Consider the following 18,403-nt stretch of genomic DNA (forward strand, 5'->3'; position numbering starts at 1 on the left):
GGCCGGGGCGGCGACGCCGGTGGCGGCGGGTCGCCGTGCGGACCACCGCCGCCCTTCCCGGGGGGTCGGCGACCCGCTCCGGGCGTCGGCGCGCCGGCGCCGACGCCGGCCCGGGGGCCGGCCGGACGGTGCACGTCGCTTCCACCCGGGCGAGGGTCCATAGTCACTATTTATCCTGTTTTGCACGAGTTCAGGCAACAAGCGGCCGTCCCGTACCTCCGGACGGGCCCGGCCGGACCTCCGGCCTGGGCGGCCGTGGAGCGCCCCGCGCTCCGTCCGCGGCCGCCGCGGCGACGCCTGGCCGGCAGCACGGCGGCCCCTCCGGCCGCGAGGGCAAGGGCCGCGTCGAGGAGCATCCACAGCAGGTCGAGGAGGCCGGCGGAGCCGGTGGCGCCGAGACCGCTCGCGGTCACCGCGACCGTCACCTCGCCCCGGCCCGAGGGCGCCCCTCCCGGCCCTCGGTCGAACGGCACGGCGAGGTCCTGCGCGGACCGGGTTGTCCGTACGGGCCTTCGGCGGGTACCGGAGCACAGCCTCGTGGTGCGGCGCCGCGGTGTGCCGTGCACCATGGCGCATCCTCACCCGATCAGGTGATCATGTGGTGACTTCATGTCACATTCGACGACCGAGAGGCTGTTCACGATGCTGGTCGACTGGCCCACCGAGACCTTCGTCCTGCGCCTGCACCGCATTCCCGGCCTGGTGGCGGGTGCCCCGGCGGGGAGCCCGGAGGGCACCCCCGTGGTGCTCGGGCCCGAGACCGGCGCCGACGGCGAGCGGTGGGTGGCCGAGCGGTTCCGGGTGATCAACCACCGGATCCGGCACGCCGCCACCGGCCTCTACCTGACCGCCGAGGGCACGGGCAAGGGCGCCGCCGTCACCCTGCGACCCAAATTCTCCGACACCGGCAGCGACTCCTCGTACTGGCGGCAGGCGTGGCGGGCCTTCGTCCAGCGCGACACCGGTCGGCTCATGGCCCTCAACGACTCCTCCAACTGCCTCCTCGGCCTCGCCGACCCGGCCGCCGAGCGGCCGGGCGGACCGCTGGTCCTGGAGAAGGGCGCCGGAGCCGAGGACAAGTCCTGCACCGCCTGGGCACCCGCGGCCGTCGCACCGCCGGCGCCCGCACCCGCTCCGGCGCCGAAGGCCACCGACCTGCCGGTGGGGACGGGCCAGGTCCGGGTGCCGGCCCGCCGCTACGAGAAGTACGGGCGGATCATCGAGGAGATCTTCGGAGAGACGATCTTCCGGGAGGTCTCCGGCGAGCTCCTCGCTCCGGGCACGCGCATCGGGACCTTCGACTTCGACCAGTACTCCCAGGGCGACTGGTACACGGAGGGCCGGGAGGGAAGCCTCGTGACCTTCACCGACAGCTACGAGCGTGCGGGTGCCGTACGCAAGGCGTTCCACCGGCTGCCGGGGGAACCCGCCCGCTACGTGGACGGCGGCGAGGTCGACGTCCACTACGTCCCGCCGAAGCTCGTCGCCCGCACCAACTTCCCCGCCGCGCTCTTCGACGACGTCAGTGGCGCCCTCGTCAGGACGCCGTACCGGCTGGCCAACGGGCACGGCTTCTACCACCACCCGGTGCGCCGCGAGGGCCTCTACTACCCCAGGCACGACGGCGCCGGCACCGTCGTGCAGTGGAACAAGACCTGGATGGCGGACAACGACACCACGTCCAAGGTCTTCCTCTCCTTCGACGGCCGCTACTTCATCGACCAGATGGACATCACCTGGGCCGAGGACGGGAAGGGCTGACCCGCCCGCCCGGCCCGCCCGACCGACCCGTACGGCGACCGTGCGATCGACGCACCGCGCGTCCCGGCCGTCGGTCCGCCCCGCGGGCCGGGCACCTCGCACCCGACGTCGAGCACCCGCCACCAGGCCGAACGAGGCAGCCCGCCCCCGGCGGGTGTCAGCCGAGGAAGCGGCCGTCCCGGGCGACCACGCGGCCGGCGTGGACGACGACGTCGCGCGGGGGCAGGTCGACCACGATCTGCGGGAGGCACTCACCGGAGAGCAGCATGAAGTCGGCCGGGGAGCCCGGCCGGAGGGTGACGCGCGGGAGGTCGAGCAGGTCGGCGCCGCCGTCGGCGGCCAGGGCGAAGCAGTCGCTCAGCTCCTCGTCGGTGCGGGCACCGGTGGTCCAGCCGAGCAGGTGGGCGCGGTGCAGCATGTCAGCGTTGCCGTACGGGCTCCAGGAGTCCCGCACGCCGTCGGACCCCAGGCCGACGCGCACGCCGTGCGACTGCAGCTCGCGGAACGGCAGCACCTGGTGGGCCGAGGGGGCGACGGTGGTGAGGCCGACGCCGGCCTCCGCCAGCTCGTCGGCGAGGTCGGCGAGGTCGGTGAGCTCGGTAAGCCGCTCGCCGGCGAGCTCCGGGACGCAGAAGGCGTGGCTGACCACGACCCGGCCGGCCAGGCCCGCGGCCCGGGTGCGCGCGAGGATGTCACGCAGCGGGCCGAGGCCCCGCTCGCCACGGTCGTGCAGGTGGACGTCCAGCTGCAGGCCGTGGCGTTCGGCCAGGTCGAAGACCAGGTCGAGCTGGGCGGGACCCTCGCCGTCCGGTCCTCCGTCGAAGCCGGCGGGGTCGATCCCGCCGACCGCGTCGATCAGTCCGCTCGCCGCCGCCTCGGCCAGCAGCTCCGCCGCGCCGGGGGTGCGGCGGACGCCGTGCTGCGGGAAGGCCACCAGCTGGACGTCCAGCGCCGGGGCCAACCGCTCGCGCGCCTCGGCCAGCCCGGTCACCCCGTCCAGCCCGTAGGCGGGGGCGACGTCCACGTGGGCCCGGACCGCGCGCGTGCCGCAGGCCACGGCGTGGGCCAGCAGCCGCTGGGCGCGCGCGGCGAGCGGGGTGCGTTGATGGCGGTAGAGGTCGACGTCGCCGCCGACGTACTCGGGGAGCGAGCCGGCCGGGCGCCGGCTGTACCAGGGCTCGCCCCAGGCCGTCTTGTCCGGGTGAATGTGCGCGTCCACCAGCGTGGGCAGGGCGATCCGCCCCTCGCCCTCCACGACGAGCGGGTCCGCGCCGGCCGGCAGGCGCTCGACCAGCAGACCGTCGGCGGCGAACAGGTCGACGGCGCGATCGGCGCCGTACGGACGGACGTTGCGGAAGACGGTGGCGGTGGCGGTGGCGGTGGTTGCGGTCACGGGGGTCAACCCTTCCTCGGTGCGGTCGCGTCGGCGGGCGGTGGGCTGCTCCCTGCTGCCGGTGCGGACACCGATCCAGCCGCGGACTGCCCGACGGACAACCCGACGGACAGCCCGACGGACAGCCCGCCGGCGAAACATCCCACCATTTCCTGCAACAGTCTGTTTATCATCGCCGGGCCCCCGTTCCCCACCCGGCACCGCCCGGCGCCGCCCGGCGCACCCTTCGCGCGCCCCTCGCGCCGGCGGGCCTCCGGACGGGCCTACGCCCCCCCGGACGCTCCTGACAGCCGTACGGCCGGCCACCGCCGGCAGCCCCGAGGGCTCGCATCCTCGGGGCTGCTGTTGAAGTAGCCCTTCCCGAAAAGCGATCACATCCTGCCGGATGCGGCAGGTAGCGTCTCCCTCACTCAACCGGATGAACGAGAGTACGGGAAATGCCTCACACCGGACATGTCAACGGGACAATCGGCATCAGGCCGGTCAGGGTTGGGATGGTTCTCCAGCCTGTTGCCGAGGCCGTGTCCAGTGCGGCACAAGCGTCGACCTGCGTCTGGGGTGGGATGCACTATCCGTGGCTGGTACCTGGCGATCCGGGAATTCTCCGGACCGCCGAGGCACTGTCCATCGACGTTCTCCATCCCGTGGCTCAGGACCCGGCCGCGCAGGAGATCTCCAGCACCGAGGGGTACCGGTGGGACCCACAGCAAGGAACCCCTTTCGGCAGCCCTGATCGACTGCACGGCCCCGGTGTACTCCCGGTGGAGTGGCTGCTGGACGAGCCCGCGCCAAACCGGCGTCTCGTCCTGCCCGAGTGGAATGCGAGTGATCCTCTCGCTCCGCTGTTCGAGGTGTGGTTCGGCCGTTACGGCGGCTACCCCGCAGCCGTGGATCTGCGCTCCCGCTTCGCCCTGGTTGCCGAGGCTCACGCGATCGGCGTCAATGACCGAGTGCCTGATCTCGACGGACTCGTCACACCGATCGGCCTCACCGGCCTCGATATGGAGTACGACTCGGATGACTGCGCCACTCACATCGTCCTCGTCGATGTGAAGGATCCCGCCGACCTCATCGCCTTCTGGACAGCCCGCGCGGTCGGCCACCGCGTCTTCCCCTGGCCGGTCGCGCATTCTGCCCGGGTGTTCGAAGCGGCGGAGCGATGGCTCCGCAGAGCGCTGGTCGAGAACGCGCTCGACCGCTCGGTACGAGGCGACGGTCTCGACCTTGGAGCGTCAATCACCGTGATCGGACGGCATCGACGGATCCCCGAGGACCTCGCTGCTCTCCTCCAGGATCTGAGCATCACGGCCGTGGCGGGGCGAACGACGGCGTATGCCTTCCCTCAGCGCGGACGGCACCCGTTCATGACATCCTCCGTCAAGGAATTCTCGCTCCCCCTCGTACCCGAACAGACCAAGTTGGTACTGCCGATGCCCCGGTTCGGGCCGGAGCGCTGGCGGCCCGATCGGCACCACGCGGGAATCGTCGCTGCCCACGTCGTCATCGACAGCGTGACCCCCGGGCACCCTGACCGAACTCCGGTGCTGCCCAACTTGCGCGCGTTCAGCAGCTTGTTGGCACTCCAGTCAGCCAACCTCCCTGCGCCGTTCCATCGGCCTGCCCGCGGCGGGCGGGTCTTCGGTGTCGTGGCCGACGGCGTGAGCGACCACGTGCACCACAGCCTCCTGGAGACCGCCGATCTCCTCAGAGCGTTGTTCAGCGGGTCAAATTGGGATCCGCAGCAGGAGCCCAACGGCCGAAACGTGGCAGGACTGATTCGCAGGCTTGGCGGCATCGGCAGCAGCGTCGGATGCGAACCGGCCGTCTGGGGAGTGCTGCACGAGGTCTCCAAGAGTGTCGACGGCATGGTACAGAGCCAGCTCGAAGGCATGGCAGGCAAGCACAAGGAACGGTGGCCGGGCCCACTTGCAAACTCGGACGACCACAGGAACTACCCGAAGAACGTCGTCCTGGCTTTGCAGCGGCTCGGGCTCTTGGACCCGGTCGCCCCGCTCCACTGCCCCGAGTGTCGCGGGGACATCAAGGTGCAGGGAATCCGGCTGGAACCCCGGGTGGCCTGCCCTCGGTGCCACCGTGAGTTCCCTCTAGGCTTCGTCCTGGGTGCCGCCGGGCGGCGCTTCGACTGGCGGTTCCAGTTGGCGGACGGCCTCACCAAGAACTTGATGACCGAGACCCGGCCGGTCATGGCGGCCGTGTCCGTTCTCGCTGCCTACCACCGGGAACTCTTCCCGAGAAGCATGTTGCCGGCGTCGAGCGGAACGACCATGTCGTGCCACCTGGGAGTTCGGTTCCACTTCAAGCCCGAGCCTCGCGAAGTCGACTTGGTGGTGATCCTTGACGACGGCCCCCGACCGGTGGTCGTCGTCGGGGAAGTCAAGGGTGGACTCAACGCGCAGCACGGCGATCTCATCAACGACGACGACATCAGTCTGTTGTCCGAGATCCAAGCCCATCTGCGGGCGCAGGGAATCGAATGCTTTCTCTTGGTGGCCGTCATGCGTGAGCACCTCGAACCCGGTGAGCGCGATGTCCTCAACAAGCTGTGCGCCCCCTCCCTCATGACGACGAACAATACGGACGGCTTCGTTCGCCCGGTCCTGCCCATCGTGTTGACGGGTCCGGACCTGAAGCAGCCGCAGTTCACGGATGGGCATCCTCATCGCTGGGCATGTCATGGTGGCCTGGCCGGCCTCGCCCTGGAAAGCTGCCGTCGCAATCTGTGGCCGTGGCCGCCGGCACCCGCCGATGCGTCCGCGTCATCGCCTCTCCTGTCGCCGGCCCTGGGAGGTTGATGGGAGACCGGAGAGCACCTCCACGGCCCGCCTTCCTGGCAGGCACGGGCACCGGGGTCAACCGATCGGTTGACCCCGTCGTCCACCGACCGGCGGCGTCGGACGGGCCGGGCTGCCGATCCCCCGCCGGCGCCCGAAGGTACAGGCTGGAGCGCACCGCGGCCCACCGGCGCCGACCGGCGGCCCCTTCGTGGAGGAACCCTCGATGACCGACCACCCCCCTGTCACCGGCCGACCGGGCCGGCGGTTCCGTCGAGGATCGGAGGTGGCCGTTCGGGCCGCCCTGGCCCGGGCCGCCGCGGGCGCGGCGACAGCCCTCGTGCTACTCGCCGCCTGCGGACACACCCCACCCGCACCGCCGGCCGCCGACCCGAGCCCGAGCCCGAACCCGGGCCTGAGTGCAACCGCAGCGGCGCCCACCGCCGCCGAGCCCTCCGGCTCGCCGGACCGGCCGGCCCCCGTCCTCCTGGTCACCGACTTCGGTGCGGACACCGTCACGTTCGTCGACCCGTCCCGCACCGACCGCGGAGCGGACCTGGGCTCCGTCCGGGTCGGCACCGGCCCCTACGCCCTCGCCGTCGCGCCCGACGGCACCGCCTGGGTGGCCACCGCCGAGGGCGTCGCCGCCGTCGACACCCGGGCCCGCACGCGAACCGCGCTGGTCCCGTACAGGACCCGGACCGGCCCCGTGGCCACCGGCGAGTACCGGGGCGGCGGCATGGGCCTCGCCCTCTCCCCGGACGGCAGCCGGGTCTACGTCGGCGTCAACGTGCCCGGGGGGAACGGCACCCTGGAGGTCGTCGACACGGCCACCCGCGCCGTCGTCCAGGTCGTCCCGGTCGGCCGCCGCCCCTTCGACGTGGACGTGTCCGCCGACGGCCGCCAGGTCTACGTCACCGGCCACGACTCCTTCGACGTGACGACGGTCGACACCGCCACCTGGGACACCCGCCGCATCGAGGTCGCCCCGTACGGCACCGAGGGCGGCCTCGGCTCCTGGCTCAAGCCCCACTACGCCGCCGTCCGCCCGGCCGACGGCGCGTTGCTGCTTCCCTTCGAGGGCGAGCGCCTCGCCGTCGTCGACCCGTCCACCGGCCGCACCACCGTCGAACCGATGACCGCCAACACCCACCAGCACGGCGCCACCATCGCCCCCGACGGCACCCTCTACGTGGTCGGCACCGGGCCGATCGACCCCGCCACGGACGCCGGCCCCTCCCTCACCATCCGCTCCCCGGACGGCACGGAACGCGTCCTCCCCCTCGACGGCCCGCACGAGACCGTCACCCTCTCGCCGGACGGTCGCACCGCGTACGTCGCCGGCGGCTTCACCCGCGAGGGCGGCTGGAACGGCCTCACCCTCGTCGACACCGCCACCGGCCGGACCACCCGCCTCCCGGTCGGCCACCTTCCGCTCTCCGTCGCCGTCCTCCCGGAACAGGCCGGCGGTTGACGCCCGGGACGACGGGAGCCGCGTCCTGACAACTACCGCGTGACGGCGGGGCCCCGGGTCGTCCCGGTTCCGGCGCGCGGCGTACGGGTGGGGCGTGGGCGTTGAGCTCCGCCCCCCAACGGTCGGCGGCCACCCAACGGACGGTCCTGGCGGGCCACCGTGGGGACACGGTGCGGGGCCGGCACCGGGTATCCGCGGGTATCCGGTGCCGGCCCCGCATTCCGACGGACGTCCGACCGGCGGTGGGTCACCTCACCTACGGCGGCGGCGCACGGTGACGATCACAGCCGTGGCGAGCAAGGCACCCCCGACCGCGACGAGCACCGGGCCGCTGTACCGGAAGTCCTTCAGGGCCCGTCCGCGGGTCGAGGTCTCCGAGAGCCGTTCGAACACCTCGCCGGCCGAGTCCGTGAGACCTACGGTGTGCTCCTTCACCTGCACGCCCCCGGCGCGCAGACTGTCGGCAACCTCGCCGATCTGCTCCACCACGGCGTGCAGGGCCTGGTCGGCCGTGTGGCCGATGCTCTCCCTGGCATGTGCGGCGGCGTCCCGTGCCCGGGCGCCCACGTCCGCCTTCGCCACCACGACGTCGACGACGTCGGTGAGCCGCTCGCGGGTGTCGGCCATCCGGGCCGAGAGGTCCGCCGCAGTGGGGAGGACCGTCTTCTCGTTGCTGTGCTCGCGGGTCATCGGTGCGCACACTCCTTGATCGCGTCGGTATCGGTCCTGGCGGTCGCCGTCGCCTGCTCGGGGACGGGCCGCCCCGTCGGTCGGAAGCCCGTCGTGCGGCCCCCGTTCACACCGGTCCTCATGCCGATTCCCTCCGTCGTTCCGCGGGTCCTCCGTCCGTCTGACCGGATGTGCGCCCGGCAAACGCGCCGCGGGCCGACCAATCGATCCGGGTGCGAGCGCCCCCCGGGGGCACGCGGGCCGGCTCTCAGTCGGGCCAGGTTCCGGTCAGCCGGCGGATGCCCACGGCTCCTCCGCGGTCGACCGCCGCCTTCACGAGTGCGAAGACCGCGCCCTGCAGCGCGGCCGCGGTCAGCACCCCGCGCCAGCTCCGGTCCTCGTCCGTGGGGCTGGGCGCGTCGTCCTCGCCCCCGACCAGCTTCCAGAGCCGTCGAAAGAGGGCACCGGCCAGAACTCCTCCGAGAGCGCCGGCGAGCAGACCGAACGGCTTGTAGAGAATTCTGATCATCACACTCTCCTCGATCGTGCCGCCCGGGCTGCACGTGGCTGCGTCGGACCGGCGTTTGCGTCCATCGGGCCGGGCGCGGTGGAACGGGGCCGGGCATACGGCTCCCTCCCCTCCCCCGCCCTGCCGTCCCCGCGCCCGGGGAGGAGCGCCGTGCGCAGGCGTCTTTCCCTCCTTGTGCCTCCCAACCCTCCGATACCCGGTCCGCCCACCTCCGACCGAAGGCGCACCCCGGCGACTCACCACCACGCCGTCGCCACACCCGGCCGCCACACCCGGGCCGCGTGTAGCCGTGCGGATCACGGGCACCCGCAGTCCATGACGACGATGCTCACCAACGCGTCCGCAGCGGGCCCCGCCGTGTCCGGAATCCTGCTGGTCCTGGTGGTCCTGGCCATCGGCGGCGCCCTGGTCGGCTCCGTCCTGCTGGGCGTCCGCAGGCAGAAACGGCGCCGGCCGCCGCCCTACGCCGGCCGGGCCTCCCGGGGACCGGGCCGGCACTCCGGCCGGCGCCGGCCCCGGGACGGGCAGGCGTAGGCCCGCCGACACCGAATTCCGACCCCTGAACCGGAGGAGACCATGACCCGCACCGCCAGAGCACTCGCGATCGTGACCGACTACGGCGTCGAGCAGGACGAACTCCTCGTACCCGTCGGGCACTTGCGCGAGAGCGGTATCCAGACCGACATCGCCGCCGTCTCCCGGGACGGCATCCGCACCCTGATCGGGGACAAGGATCCCGGCGAGACCGTGCAGCCGACCCACACCCTCGCCGAAGCGAACGCCGACGACTACGACCTGCTGGTCGTCCCCGGCGGGACGATCAACGCCGACACGCTCCGGCTGGAGAAGGAGGCCGTCAACCTGGTCCGTGCCTTCGCCGGCTCCGGCCGTCCGATCGCCGCGATCTGCCACGGCCCCTGGTTGCTCGCCGAGGCCGGTGTGGCCGACGGCAAGACCCTCACCTCGTACCCGTCGCTGCGCACCGACCTCGGCAACGCGGGCGCGACCTGGACCGACCGGCCGCTCGTCGAGGACGACTCCGGCGGCTGGCGGCTGGTGACTTCCCGCAACCCCGACGACCTCGACGCGTTCCTGCGCGGCATCGACGCCGCGTTGGAGACCGCACAGCACTGAGGCGGGCCCGCGCCCGTACGCACGCCGTCCGGGGCCGTCCGATGCCGGTCAGCCCCGGGCGGGGTCCCCCGTCCGGGGCTGACCGGGCTCGCCCCCGGCCCGATGTCGAAAACGGATACGATACGTCCGAAACTCCTCAGCAAAGCTCCGCCGAGAGGGCCACTGCTTCATGGCGTCGAAGGTCAAGCCGGTCCCGGGAAGTCCCGCCTGGTGGGCGGGCCGGGCGCCGGCCCCGGAATACCGGCGCGGTCGTCCCCCGATGGAGGTCGGGCAGTTCGTCGACGCGGCCCTGAGACTGATCGACGAGGTCGGGATCCAGGCGCTGACGCTGCGCATGGTCGCCGATTCGCTGGGCTCCGGCACGGCGACGCTCTACCGGCACTTCAGTGGCAAGGACGAGCTCCTCGCCCTCGTCGCCGACAGGATCCTGGGCGAGGTCCGCGTCCCGCCCGAAGACCTCGCCGACCTGCCGTGGCAGGAAGCCGCCAGCGTCTCGGCCGAGGCCCTGTACGGCACGCTGTGCCGGCACCCCGACGCATTGCCCCTGCTGGCGGCCCGGGTCCCCGTCGGTCCCAACGGTCTCCGTGCCAGGGAGGGCCTCATCACGTTGTTCCTGGGCCACGGGTTCCCGGTCGGCCTGGCAGCCCGCGCCTTCACGGCGATCGGCCACTACGTGATCGGCTTCGCCATCCAGCAGCACGGCCCCGGGGCTCCAGGCGCCGACGACCGGTCTCACCTGCGGGAGTACTACGACTCGCTCGACCCGGAGGAGTATCCGGCCACGACGGCTGCGGCGGCGGAGCTGACCTCCGTCCCGCTCCACGAGGAGTTCCGGTTCGGTCTGGACCTGCTCCTCGTCGGGCTGGAACGGGCCAGGCTCGACTCGCCGCAGGAGCAGGAGCAGGAGCCGAAGCCTGAGCCGAAGCCGGCTAAAGCCTCGGAGTGGCACTGACGCGCGCCTCCTACGGTCGTCGTGCCGACGGCCGTTCCGCCGGTCGGCTCCAGCCGATCCAGTCGGCCACGGCGCGGCCCATGACGAGTTCGAGGTCACGGCCCCGCAGCCAGGGCAGTTCCTCGGTGAACATCGTCACCGCCTCCCGCCACGAGCACCGCAGACGCGTGATGTCGGTACCCCAGAACATCCGCTCGGCACCGAACGCGTCGAAGACCTGCCGCAGTACGCCGTGGGTGCTGGTGAAGGGGTAGGGGTCCGTCGCCATGCCCGGTACGCCCGTGGCCTTCACCCCGATGTTGGGGTGGCGGGCGAGGCCGAGGAGGGTGTCGAGGTGAGCCGCCGCCCCGGGCAGCCTCTCGAACGGGTTGGCGGCGAGGTGGTCGATCATCAGGCGGATGCCGGGGTACCGCGCGGCGATGTCGCCGACGGCCGGCAGGTACGGAGGCATCACCATGATCCCCACGGCGATGCCACGACGGTCGGCGGCCTCCCACAGCCAGTCGAGCGCGCCCGACGCCAGGCGTCCGGCCGTCTCCGGCGCCGCCATCACGAAGCGCAGCCCCACCATGCCGGGCTTGTCCAGCCACGCGTCGACGAGGGACTCGTCCGCGGCGGCGTCGAGGGGGAACCAGCCGAGAGTCGCGAACCGCTCGGGGTACCGCTCGGCCGCCTCCACCGCGTAGTCGTTCGCGCCCGCGTCCCAGATCGCCGGGCAGTTGACGGCGCGGTCCACACCGGCCTCGTCCATGTCGCGCAGGGCGTTCTCGACGGTGTACGGTGCGCGCCAGTGGTGCGGTGGCGCGCTCGCGCCGGCCCAGAGGTGGATCTGTGCGTCGATGATCTGCATGGGTGTGCTTCCTCGTCTCAGGACACGACGGCGGGGCTCGGGGTGCCGCACAGGCGGGCCCGCGTCCAGTCGGCGATGAGCGTGTCGCGGTCGTGCCGGTGGTTGTAGACGCAGTGGTCGCCGTCGGAGAAGACGACCATCTGCTTGTCGTCCGTGGGCGCGCCGTCCAGCAGGGTCTGCGCCAGCTCCATCGAGATCATGGGGTCCCCGCCGCCCTGGAGGACCAGGAGCGGATAGCCGGCGTTGGGCCCGTGGGCGAGCGGGGTGACGGTCCTCCAGACGTCCGCGGCCCGCTCCTCGTCCTCGGTCCCGCAGGTGGCCACCATCTTGGAGAAGAAGGTGCCCATGGTCGGGGGCACGAGCCACGGGGCGTGGAGACCGCCGTTGTCCACACACGCCCGGATCCGGGTGTCGGCCGCGGCGACGGCCATGGCGAAGCTGCCTCCCATGCTGTTGCCGACGAACCCGATCGGACCGCCCGGCGAGCGCGCGTCGAGGAAGTCGACGGCGTGCCGGTAGGCCTCGCGCCACTGCGCCGTCAGGTAGTGACCGTGCCTCAGCCTCGTCTCGCCCTGGCCCGGACCGTCGAGCAGCAGTGCGTCGACGCCGCGCGCCGCGAGCGCCTCGCCGATGCTGTCGAAGTCCATGGCCCAGCCCTCGACGCCGCCGATGACGACGGCCGCACCGACCGCGGTCCCGGAGGCGGGGGTCAGCCACCCGGCCAAGGGGCCGCGATCGGTCGCGATCGTGACGCGTTCGCGGTCCGCGCCCAGCTCGGCGGCCTGCGCGTAGAACTCGGCGGCACGCGCGAAGACCGATCGGCGCTCGGCGGTGTCGGACAGCATCATCATCTGGCTCATGCGCAGCAGGGCGGACGCACGGCGAAGGTAGGCGGCCCGCGTCGGCCTGCCGACGGCCCCGGGGGCGCCGTCGACGCGGCGCAGGCACGCGTCCGCGAGGTCGGTGGCAGCCGAGTGCCAGTCCTGGCCCTCGATCACGCGGGCGCGCAGTTCGACGGCATCGGCGTGGTCGACGCCGTAGCCGGTGATGCGCTCCGGGGAGAACTGGCGCAGCGCGGCCCGGGATTCGGCGGAGAGCCTCGCCGTGGCCTCCTCCGTCCCGGTGCGGTGGCCGACGAACGTCAGGGTCACGACCGGGGCCGGGCGGCCCTCGGTGACCTCCTGGGGTGCCGGCATTCCTGAGCTCCTCCTGTTCGACTTGGTCGGGCGGTACGCCGGGGACTGTCCGGCCGGTGGCGGCGGGGCGGGGTGCGCGTCCTCGTCGGCGTGCGGAACGACCGCGGGCGCCCCGGCCGCGTCGTGGGGCGCCGGACGGCCCGGCCGGGTCATTGCGGGGTGTAGGCCGCGGTCGCGGTGGCGAAGGAGGCCGGCCAGTCGGACTTGATGACGGCGGCGATGTACCCGTCCGGCCGGACGAGGATCAGCGCGTCGCCGTCGACGCCGTAGATGCCGGACAGCCGGCCGGTGGCGTCGGTGAGGTGGCCACGGTCGATCCCGCGCCCGTCGCGGACGGCGTAGCGGTGCAGTTCGGCCCCCTCGGACGGCCAGGTCAGGCCGGGCAGGGCCGCGGTGGCGCCGGGGCCGAAGGCCAGCAGTGTGAAGTGCGGTCCCCGGAGGACGTCGAACACGCGGGTGGTGCCGGGGGCGGTGCACGGCGCGTCGGGCGCCCGGTCGCCCACGTGCAGGGTCCTGGTGGCCGGGGCGTCGCCGGGAGCGAGCGGGCCGCCGGCGTAGGTGAGTCCGAGCTGCCGCTCCTCGTCTCCGCGTTTCAGGCCCGCGACACGGTGCCTGCCGAGGCTCCTGTAGAGCTCGCTGGACTTGCCGAGGACGCCTGCGGCGATCGGGAGCCGTTCGGCCTCGTAGCTGTCGAGCAGGTCGTCCGGCGAGCCGGCGATCACCTGCCCGAGCTTCCAGCCCAGGTTGTAGGCGTCCTGCACACCCGTGTTGAGGCCCTGGGCGCCGGCGGGCGTGTGCACGTGGGCGGCGTCGCCCGCCAGGAGGACCCGGCCCGCGCGGTAGCGCTCGACGAGCCGGACGTTGGGCCGGAACACCGAGGTCCAGGTGATGTCGCGGAGCTTGAGGCCGGTGAGGGTGTGGAACCGGCGGGTCAGGGCGGCGTGGTCGAGATCCGGCGCGTCGCCCGGCTTCAGTCGGATCATCACCTGGAACTGGTCGGAGTGCGGCAGCGGGCACGCTCCGGCGGACGCGCCGGGCCACATGTGCCACCGGTCGCGGGACAGTCCGTCGATCGTGCCGTCGATGATGAGGGTCTTGTCGGAGTCGTCGGTCTCCCCGACGAAACCGAGACCGGTCGCCGCACGGACGGCGCTCGCGCCGCCGTCGGCGCCGACGAGGTACCGGGTGCGCACCCGCTCGCCGGTGGAGAGCGTCGCCGTCACGCCGTCGGCGTCCTGCTCGAAGGTCTCCAGGGCGGCCCCGTATTCGATGCGCAGCCCGTGGCGTTCGAGCAGACGGTGCAGGATGGCGTCGGTGCGGTGCTGCGGCAGCAGGAGGATGTTCGGGTACGGCACGTCCGGGGTCGGCCTGTTCCGCTGCTGCATCCGCCACGGCGCGGTGAACGGTCCGAGGTGGAGTCCTGCGAGCGGGTAGGGGCCGCCTTCGGCGTGTGCCTCGTGAAGGACGCCGAGGTCCTCGAACACTTCCTGGGTGCGGGGCTGGATCCCCTTGGCGCGGGAGCCCTGGAAGGCCTGTGTCGCTTTGTCGACGACGCGGACGCGGACGCCGCGCCGCAGCAGGTCGGCCGCCAGGGTGGAGCCGGTGGGTCCGGCCCCGGCGACGAGGACATCGGTGTCGTGGGGTTCTGTCATGGTGATCGGCCTCAAGTTGATCTTGCCGGGAAGGGTGACGGGATTCGGCACCGGGGCCCGTCGAAGGTCCTCCGAAAATCCGCCGAAGGTCCGCCGAAACGGACCGCGCGCTCGCCGGACGGACGTCCGGGAGCCCGGTCGCCGGCTATCGGCTACGGCAGTACCGAAAAGCCTTTTGGATACAACGTAGCCATTTACGGAGGGCGGGGCAAGACCGGCGCACGAAGCGCCCGCTCCAGCGACCGCCCCCCTCCGCGGATGCGGGAGCAGGAGGGCGGCGACCGGGCTCCGGTCGGCAGCCGGCTCGCGCGCAACGTCCTCCGGGCAGCCGAGCCCCCGCACGGGTTGTCGCGCGTCCCGCGCCGGCAGGAGGCAGGGTGGTGGGATCCGTGCGACGCACGGAGCTTCGACACTGAAAGGTGATCGTCATGTCCGACACCGACAGCGGAACCCCACGAGCCCTGGGCCGGTCCCTCCGCCTCGACCACCCGGTCGCATGACCACCCTGACCGGCGCCACCGCCGCCTACCTGGTGAGCCTGCGGGACCCGGCCGGCGCGGTCCGCTGCGCCGTCGTGACGGCGAGCGCCAGGACCGGACCGGCGGGGCACCGCGTCTACATCGACGGCGACGGCGGCCTGGAGGTCGAGATCACCTGCGGCGGCGACCACCGCGTGCTCCGGTGCGCGCCCGGTCTGCGGATCACCTCACTGGCCGGCCTGTCCTGAGGACGCCTGCCGCCCCGGCCTCGCCCACGTCCCTCCCGCTGCCGGGCAGGAACGGCCGGACCTTGGCCTTCACCCCTTGCCGGTTGGCGGACACCCGGCCGCTGTCACCCTTCAGGACCGACTTGGCGACGCCTCCCGGAACGCGCCCGGAACGGTCTGGGCGGGTTCGGCAGGCGCCGACGTCGGCGCCCGGGCCCAGGAGCGGCTGAAGGGCGGGCCTCGGCGGCCCTCAGCTGCCGCCCTCGGCAGGGAGTTGACGCTTGCGGTAGCGGCCGGGGGTCTCGCCGACGAGAGCGGCAAAGGCCTCGATGAAGCTCGTCGGATTGGCCCAGCCGCAGGCGAGAGCGGTGTCGGTGACGGACTTCCCCGCGGCGAGCCGGGTGAGCGCGTGGTGGACGCGGAGCTGAGTGCGCCACTGATGAAAACTCATCCGGAGGTCCTGCCCGAAGAGCCGGCTGAGCGTACGCTCACTCGCCCCGACGCGCGCGCCGAGCTCGGCGAGGGTCTGCTGATTGGCAGGGTCGGCGTAGAGGACGGCGGTCAGCGCCCGGAGCCGGTCGTCGGCCGGCTCGGGCAGATGCAGCGGCTGCTCGGGCGCCGCGGTGAGCTCGTCGACGACGACCGCGTGCAGCCGGTCGACCGCCTCCGGCGCCCGCACACCGGTGTCCGCCTCCTCGGCCGTGAGGGCGAGCAGGGCTTCGCGGGCGAGCCCCGAGACGGTGAGCACCGCAGGATGCGCGGGCAGTCGGGCGGCGAGTGCGTCGAACAGGAACAGAATCCGCATGTCCGCGTTGCCGTGCGCGGTGTGGTGGTGCTCGAAGGCCGCGGGAGTCCACGCCACCCGGGTCGGCGGAGCGATCCACGTGCCCCTGGCGGTGGTCACGGACAGCACGCCGGTGGCCGGATAGACCAGGTGACCGCGGTCGTGGGCATGGGTGGGCAGCCGCTGCCCGTGCGCCAGGGCGATACGGCCGCGTTCCGCGGGATCAAGATGGCGGGTTTCCCCCATGGGTTGGCATCCTACCGGTAGCCCGCCGACCCGGCTCCGCCCGAGAGTGGACGGCATGAACAGCCCACTGACCCATCAGGCCCCAGCGGCCCGCCCGTCGGCGTCCCGGCAGCCGTCCCCTCCCGGACGGGCCGGGGCGCGCACCGTCCAAGCCGCTCTCGCGTTCGGCCTGGCCGCGCTGAACCTGCGCATCGCCGTCGCGTCCCTGTCCCCGCTCCTCACGGAGGTCGAGCACGACGAGCACCTCTCCTCCTTCGGCGGCGGAGCCCTCTCGACGGTGCCGGTCGTCTGCTTCGGGGCGTTCGCGTTCCTCGCGCCCCGGCTCACCCGCCGCTTCGGACCCCACCACCTGCTGTGGTACGCGCTGCTCGCGCTGACCGGCGGCATCGTGCTGCGCTCGGTCCCGGGCGTGCTCGCCCTCTTCGGCGGCACGCTGATCGCCGGTGCGGCGATCGCGGTCGGCAACGTCCTCATGCCGCAGCTCGTCAAGCACGACTTCGCCGGCCGCGCCGGGCTGATGCTCGGCTGCTACTCCCTGGCCCTGTCCGGCGGAGCCGCGCTCGCCGCGGGCGTGGTCGTCCCGCTGGAGTCGGCCACCGGCTGGGGCTGGCGACAGGTGCTCGTGCTGGGGGCCGTCCCGTCCCTCGTCGCCGCCCTCGCCCGGCTTCCCGAACTGCTCGCACCGGAGCGGCGTTCCCCGAACCGCCGGCGGCAGGAGCCGGAGAAGCAGGGAGGAGCCGATACCGCCGCACCCACGCTCAAGGCGCTGTGGCGCGACCGAACGGCCTGGGCGGTGACCCTGTACATGGGCCTGCAGTCCCTCGGCTACTACGCGATCCTCTCCTGGCTGCCGACGCTTCTGCAGGACCACGGCATGAGCGCCGGCCAGGCCGGATGGATGCTCTCCTTCTCCAGCTTCCCCGGCATGGCCGCATCCTTCGCGGCACCCTGGCTGCAGGAGCGGCTGCGCCCGGCCTTCGTCGCGCCCCTGGCGGCCGCCCTGCTGTGCGCGACCGGCTTCGTCGGCCTGCTCACGTCCCCCGTGTCGGGCGCCTACCTCTGGATGACCGCCCTCGGGCTGGGCCAGGGCCTCGCCGTCGGCCTCGCCCTCGGCTACATCGTCGCCCGCTCGCCCGACGCGCACCACACCGGCCGGCTCTCGACGATGGCCCAGGGGATCGGCTACCTCATCGCCTGCCTCGGCCCGCTCGGTCTCGGCCTGCTGCACTCCGCGAGCGGGGGATGGTCGCTGCCCGTCACCGTGCTGCTCGCCGTGCTCGTCGCGCAGACCGTCGCGGCCTTCGGCGCGAGCCGCGACCGCCATGTCCTGGCGTCCTCCTGAAGGGCCACGGCCCGCGAGCGCGGCAGGGACGTCCTAGCCCACCGCGGACAGGAAGCCCTCCAGCACGGCCGTGAACGCCTGCGGGTCGTCCAGCCACGGGTAGTGGCCGGCGCCCGGCTGGACGGCGAGCGTCACCTCGGCGAAGAGTGACGCGGCGTCGGCGGCGGCTCCGGCGGTGGGCCACAGGTCCACCTCGCCCGCGAGGAGCAGCGTCGGGCGGTGCAGGGCGCCCAGGCGCCGGCGGAGTTCCCCGGCGTCGGGCGTGTAGCCCTGGTAGTAGTGCTCGCTGACGGGGAGCGCGCGCTGGGCGGGGTCGGCGGCGGCATGGGCGCGCGCGGCGTCGTCCCAGCGGCCGTACATCAGCGGCTCGAAGGCGAGTCGGTACGGCGCGGCCTCGGCGAAGCTGTTCGCGGTCGTCATGTGCCGGTGCGCCGCCACGGCCCCGGCGTGCCAGGGCTCGGCCGCGCGGGCGGCGATCACCTCGTCCACACCGGTGTCGGAGGGCAGTCCGACGGCGGCGAACGAGGGGGTGACCAGGGTCAGGCTGTTCAGCCGGTCGGGGTGGGCGGCGGCGTAGAGCATGGCCAGGCTGCCGCCGGCGGAATGGCCGAGCAGGTCGACGCGGTCCAGGCCGAGGTGGCGGCGCAGTGCCTCGACGTCGGCGACCAGGCGGTCGACGCGGTAGGTGGCCGGGTCGGCGGGAATCGCGGAGGCGCCGGTGCCCCGGGTGTCCGGCAGGATCAGCGTGCGGTGGGCGGACAGTCCGCCGAGGTCGCCGAGGTACTCGGCCGCGCGGCCGGGTCCGCCGGGGAGGCAGAGCAGCGGCGGGCCGTCCCCGAGCGTGCGGAAGGCGAGCGTGGTTCCGTCGTACGAGGTGAAGAACTCCATGGCGGACAGCCTGGGGGACGGCGGCCGGGCCCGGC

The 18,403-nt window shown here is 73.1% G+C and carries 16 protein-coding genes; 8 read left to right on the forward strand and 8 right to left on the reverse strand.

Annotated elements, in window-relative coordinates; translation table 11 throughout:
- The first annotated feature begins 609 nt into the window (after nucleotides 1–609).
- Complete coding sequence (locus tag ABZY91_RS24930; RefSeq protein ID WP_355405300.1) at nucleotides 610–1,761, forward strand: RICIN domain-containing protein; 1,152 nt, start codon at nucleotides 610–612, stop codon at nucleotides 1,759–1,761.
- Nucleotides 1,762–1,918: 157 nt separating this feature from the next.
- Here the strand turns inward: ABZY91_RS24930 and ABZY91_RS24935 are convergent, their stop codons facing one another.
- Nucleotides 1,919–3,154, reverse strand: a complete 1,236-nt coding sequence (locus ABZY91_RS24935; RefSeq protein ID WP_355405301.1) for an amidohydrolase — start codon at nucleotides 3,152–3,154, stop codon at nucleotides 1,919–1,921.
- A gap of 437 nt (nucleotides 3,155–3,591) precedes the next feature.
- Here ABZY91_RS24935 and ABZY91_RS24940 point away from each other — a divergent pair, with 437 nt between their 5' ends.
- Both ABZY91_RS24940 and ABZY91_RS24945 read left to right on the forward strand, forming a co-directional pair.
- On the forward strand, nucleotides 3,592–5,967 hold the full coding sequence (locus ABZY91_RS24940) for a hypothetical protein (RefSeq protein ID WP_355405302.1): 2,376 nt from the start codon (nucleotides 3,592–3,594) through the stop codon (nucleotides 5,965–5,967).
- A gap of 265 nt (nucleotides 5,968–6,232) precedes the next feature.
- A complete protein-coding gene (locus ABZY91_RS24945; protein ID WP_355405303.1) occupies nucleotides 6,233–7,420 on the forward strand; it encodes a YncE family protein in 1,188 nt (395 codons plus the stop codon).
- A 252-nt stretch (nucleotides 7,421–7,672) separates the two neighbouring features.
- On the opposite strand, the gene ABZY91_RS24950 is transcribed toward ABZY91_RS24945, so the two are convergent.
- Both ABZY91_RS24950 and ABZY91_RS24955 read right to left on the reverse strand, forming a co-directional pair.
- Nucleotides 7,673–8,110, reverse strand: a complete 438-nt coding sequence (locus ABZY91_RS24950) for a hypothetical protein (RefSeq protein WP_355405304.1) — start codon at nucleotides 8,108–8,110, stop codon at nucleotides 7,673–7,675.
- A 247-nt stretch (nucleotides 8,111–8,357) separates the two neighbouring features.
- On the reverse strand, nucleotides 8,358–8,618 hold the full coding sequence (locus tag ABZY91_RS24955; protein WP_355405305.1) for a DUF4235 domain-containing protein: 261 nt from the start codon (nucleotides 8,616–8,618) through the stop codon (nucleotides 8,358–8,360).
- A gap of 315 nt (nucleotides 8,619–8,933) precedes the next feature.
- Between ABZY91_RS24955 and ABZY91_RS24960 the strand changes: the two genes are divergently transcribed.
- The 3 genes from ABZY91_RS24960 (at nucleotide 8,934) to ABZY91_RS24970 (ending at nucleotide 10,704) form a co-directional block, all read left to right on the forward strand.
- Nucleotides 8,934–9,152 (forward strand): DUF6479 family protein, encoded by a 219-nt coding sequence (locus ABZY91_RS24960; protein WP_355405306.1) that lies wholly within the window; start codon nucleotides 8,934–8,936, stop codon nucleotides 9,150–9,152.
- 42 nt (nucleotides 9,153–9,194) lie between these two features.
- Nucleotides 9,195–9,752, forward strand: a complete 558-nt coding sequence (locus ABZY91_RS24965; protein WP_355405307.1) for a type 1 glutamine amidotransferase domain-containing protein — start codon at nucleotides 9,195–9,197, stop codon at nucleotides 9,750–9,752.
- Nucleotides 9,753–10,011: 259 nt separating this feature from the next.
- A complete protein-coding gene (locus tag ABZY91_RS24970; protein ID WP_355405308.1) occupies nucleotides 10,012–10,704 on the forward strand; it encodes a TetR/AcrR family transcriptional regulator in 693 nt (230 codons plus the stop codon).
- Between the two features lie 10 nt (nucleotides 10,705–10,714).
- Here the strand turns inward: ABZY91_RS24970 and ABZY91_RS24975 are convergent, their stop codons facing one another.
- From ABZY91_RS24975 to ABZY91_RS24985, 3 genes are all read right to left on the reverse strand, one after another.
- Complete coding sequence (locus tag ABZY91_RS24975; RefSeq protein WP_355405309.1) at nucleotides 10,715–11,554, reverse strand: amidohydrolase family protein; 840 nt, start codon at nucleotides 11,552–11,554, stop codon at nucleotides 10,715–10,717.
- 17 nt (nucleotides 11,555–11,571) lie between these two features.
- Complete coding sequence (locus ABZY91_RS24980; protein WP_355405310.1) at nucleotides 11,572–12,750, reverse strand: alpha/beta fold hydrolase; 1,179 nt, start codon at nucleotides 12,748–12,750, stop codon at nucleotides 11,572–11,574.
- 149 nt (nucleotides 12,751–12,899) lie between these two features.
- Nucleotides 12,900–14,402 carry an FAD-dependent monooxygenase gene (locus tag ABZY91_RS24985; RefSeq protein WP_355405311.1) on the reverse strand — a complete coding sequence of 501 codons (1,503 nt, stop codon included), beginning with the start codon at nucleotides 14,400–14,402 and terminating at the stop codon, nucleotides 12,900–12,902.
- A 496-nt stretch (nucleotides 14,403–14,898) separates the two neighbouring features.
- Here ABZY91_RS24985 and ABZY91_RS24990 point away from each other — a divergent pair, with 496 nt between their 5' ends.
- Complete coding sequence (locus ABZY91_RS24990) at nucleotides 14,899–15,129, forward strand: DUF6296 family protein (protein WP_355405312.1); 231 nt, start codon at nucleotides 14,899–14,901, stop codon at nucleotides 15,127–15,129.
- Between the two features lie 229 nt (nucleotides 15,130–15,358).
- On the opposite strand, the gene ABZY91_RS24995 is transcribed toward ABZY91_RS24990, so the two are convergent.
- Nucleotides 15,359–16,138: a helix-turn-helix transcriptional regulator gene (locus tag ABZY91_RS24995; protein WP_355405313.1), complete on the reverse strand. Its 780-nt coding sequence runs from the start codon at nucleotides 16,136–16,138 to the stop codon at nucleotides 15,359–15,361.
- Between the two features lie 55 nt (nucleotides 16,139–16,193).
- Here ABZY91_RS24995 and ABZY91_RS25000 point away from each other — a divergent pair, with 55 nt between their 5' ends.
- Entirely contained in the window at nucleotides 16,194–17,480 is a 1,287-nt protein-coding gene (locus ABZY91_RS25000; protein ID WP_355405314.1) for an MFS transporter, read from the forward strand.
- A 33-nt stretch (nucleotides 17,481–17,513) separates the two neighbouring features.
- Here the strand turns inward: ABZY91_RS25000 and ABZY91_RS25005 are convergent, their stop codons facing one another.
- Nucleotides 17,514–18,368: an alpha/beta hydrolase gene (locus tag ABZY91_RS25005; protein WP_355405315.1), complete on the reverse strand. Its 855-nt coding sequence runs from the start codon at nucleotides 18,366–18,368 to the stop codon at nucleotides 17,514–17,516.
- Between the last annotated feature and the right edge of the window lie 35 nt (nucleotides 18,369–18,403).

It is taken from the genome of Kitasatospora sp. NPDC002965, from assembly GCF_040611255.1.
Lineage (GTDB): Bacteria > Actinomycetota > Actinomycetes > Streptomycetales > Streptomycetaceae > Kitasatospora.

Excerpts from the sequence above, each read along its gene's own strand:
- ABZY91_RS24955 (WP_355405305.1), bottom strand. The coding sequence starts at position 8,618 with ATGATCAGAATTCTCTACAAGCCGTTCGGTCTGCTCGCCGGCGCTCTC.
- ABZY91_RS24975 (WP_355405309.1), bottom strand. The coding sequence starts at position 11,554 with ATGCAGATCATCGACGCACAGATCCACCTCTGGGCCGGCGCGAGCGCG.
- ABZY91_RS25000 (WP_355405314.1), top strand. The coding sequence starts at position 16,194 with ATGAACAGCCCACTGACCCATCAGGCCCCAGCGGCCCGCCCGTCGGCG.
- ABZY91_RS24980 (WP_355405310.1), bottom strand. The coding sequence starts at position 12,750 with ATGCCGGCACCCCAGGAGGTCACCGAGGGCCGCCCGGCCCCGGTCGTG.
- ABZY91_RS24970 (WP_355405308.1), top strand. The coding sequence starts at position 10,012 with ATGGAGGTCGGGCAGTTCGTCGACGCGGCCCTGAGACTGATCGACGAG.
- ABZY91_RS24990 (WP_355405312.1), top strand. The coding sequence starts at position 14,899 with ATGACCACCCTGACCGGCGCCACCGCCGCCTACCTGGTGAGCCTGCGG.
- ABZY91_RS24960 (WP_355405306.1), top strand. The coding sequence starts at position 8,934 with ATGACGACGATGCTCACCAACGCGTCCGCAGCGGGCCCCGCCGTGTCC.
- ABZY91_RS24940 (WP_355405302.1), top strand. The coding sequence starts at position 3,592 with ATGCCTCACACCGGACATGTCAACGGGACAATCGGCATCAGGCCGGTC.
- ABZY91_RS24995 (WP_355405313.1), bottom strand. The coding sequence starts at position 16,138 with ATGGGGGAAACCCGCCATCTTGATCCCGCGGAACGCGGCCGTATCGCC.
- ABZY91_RS25005 (WP_355405315.1), bottom strand. The coding sequence starts at position 18,368 with ATGGAGTTCTTCACCTCGTACGACGGAACCACGCTCGCCTTCCGCACG.
- ABZY91_RS24930 (WP_355405300.1), top strand. The coding sequence starts at position 610 with ATGTCACATTCGACGACCGAGAGGCTGTTCACGATGCTGGTCGACTGG.
- ABZY91_RS24965 (WP_355405307.1), top strand. The coding sequence starts at position 9,195 with ATGACCCGCACCGCCAGAGCACTCGCGATCGTGACCGACTACGGCGTC.
- ABZY91_RS24950 (WP_355405304.1), bottom strand. The coding sequence starts at position 8,110 with ATGACCCGCGAGCACAGCAACGAGAAGACGGTCCTCCCCACTGCGGCG.
- ABZY91_RS24985 (WP_355405311.1), bottom strand. The coding sequence starts at position 14,402 with ATGACAGAACCCCACGACACCGATGTCCTCGTCGCCGGGGCCGGACCC.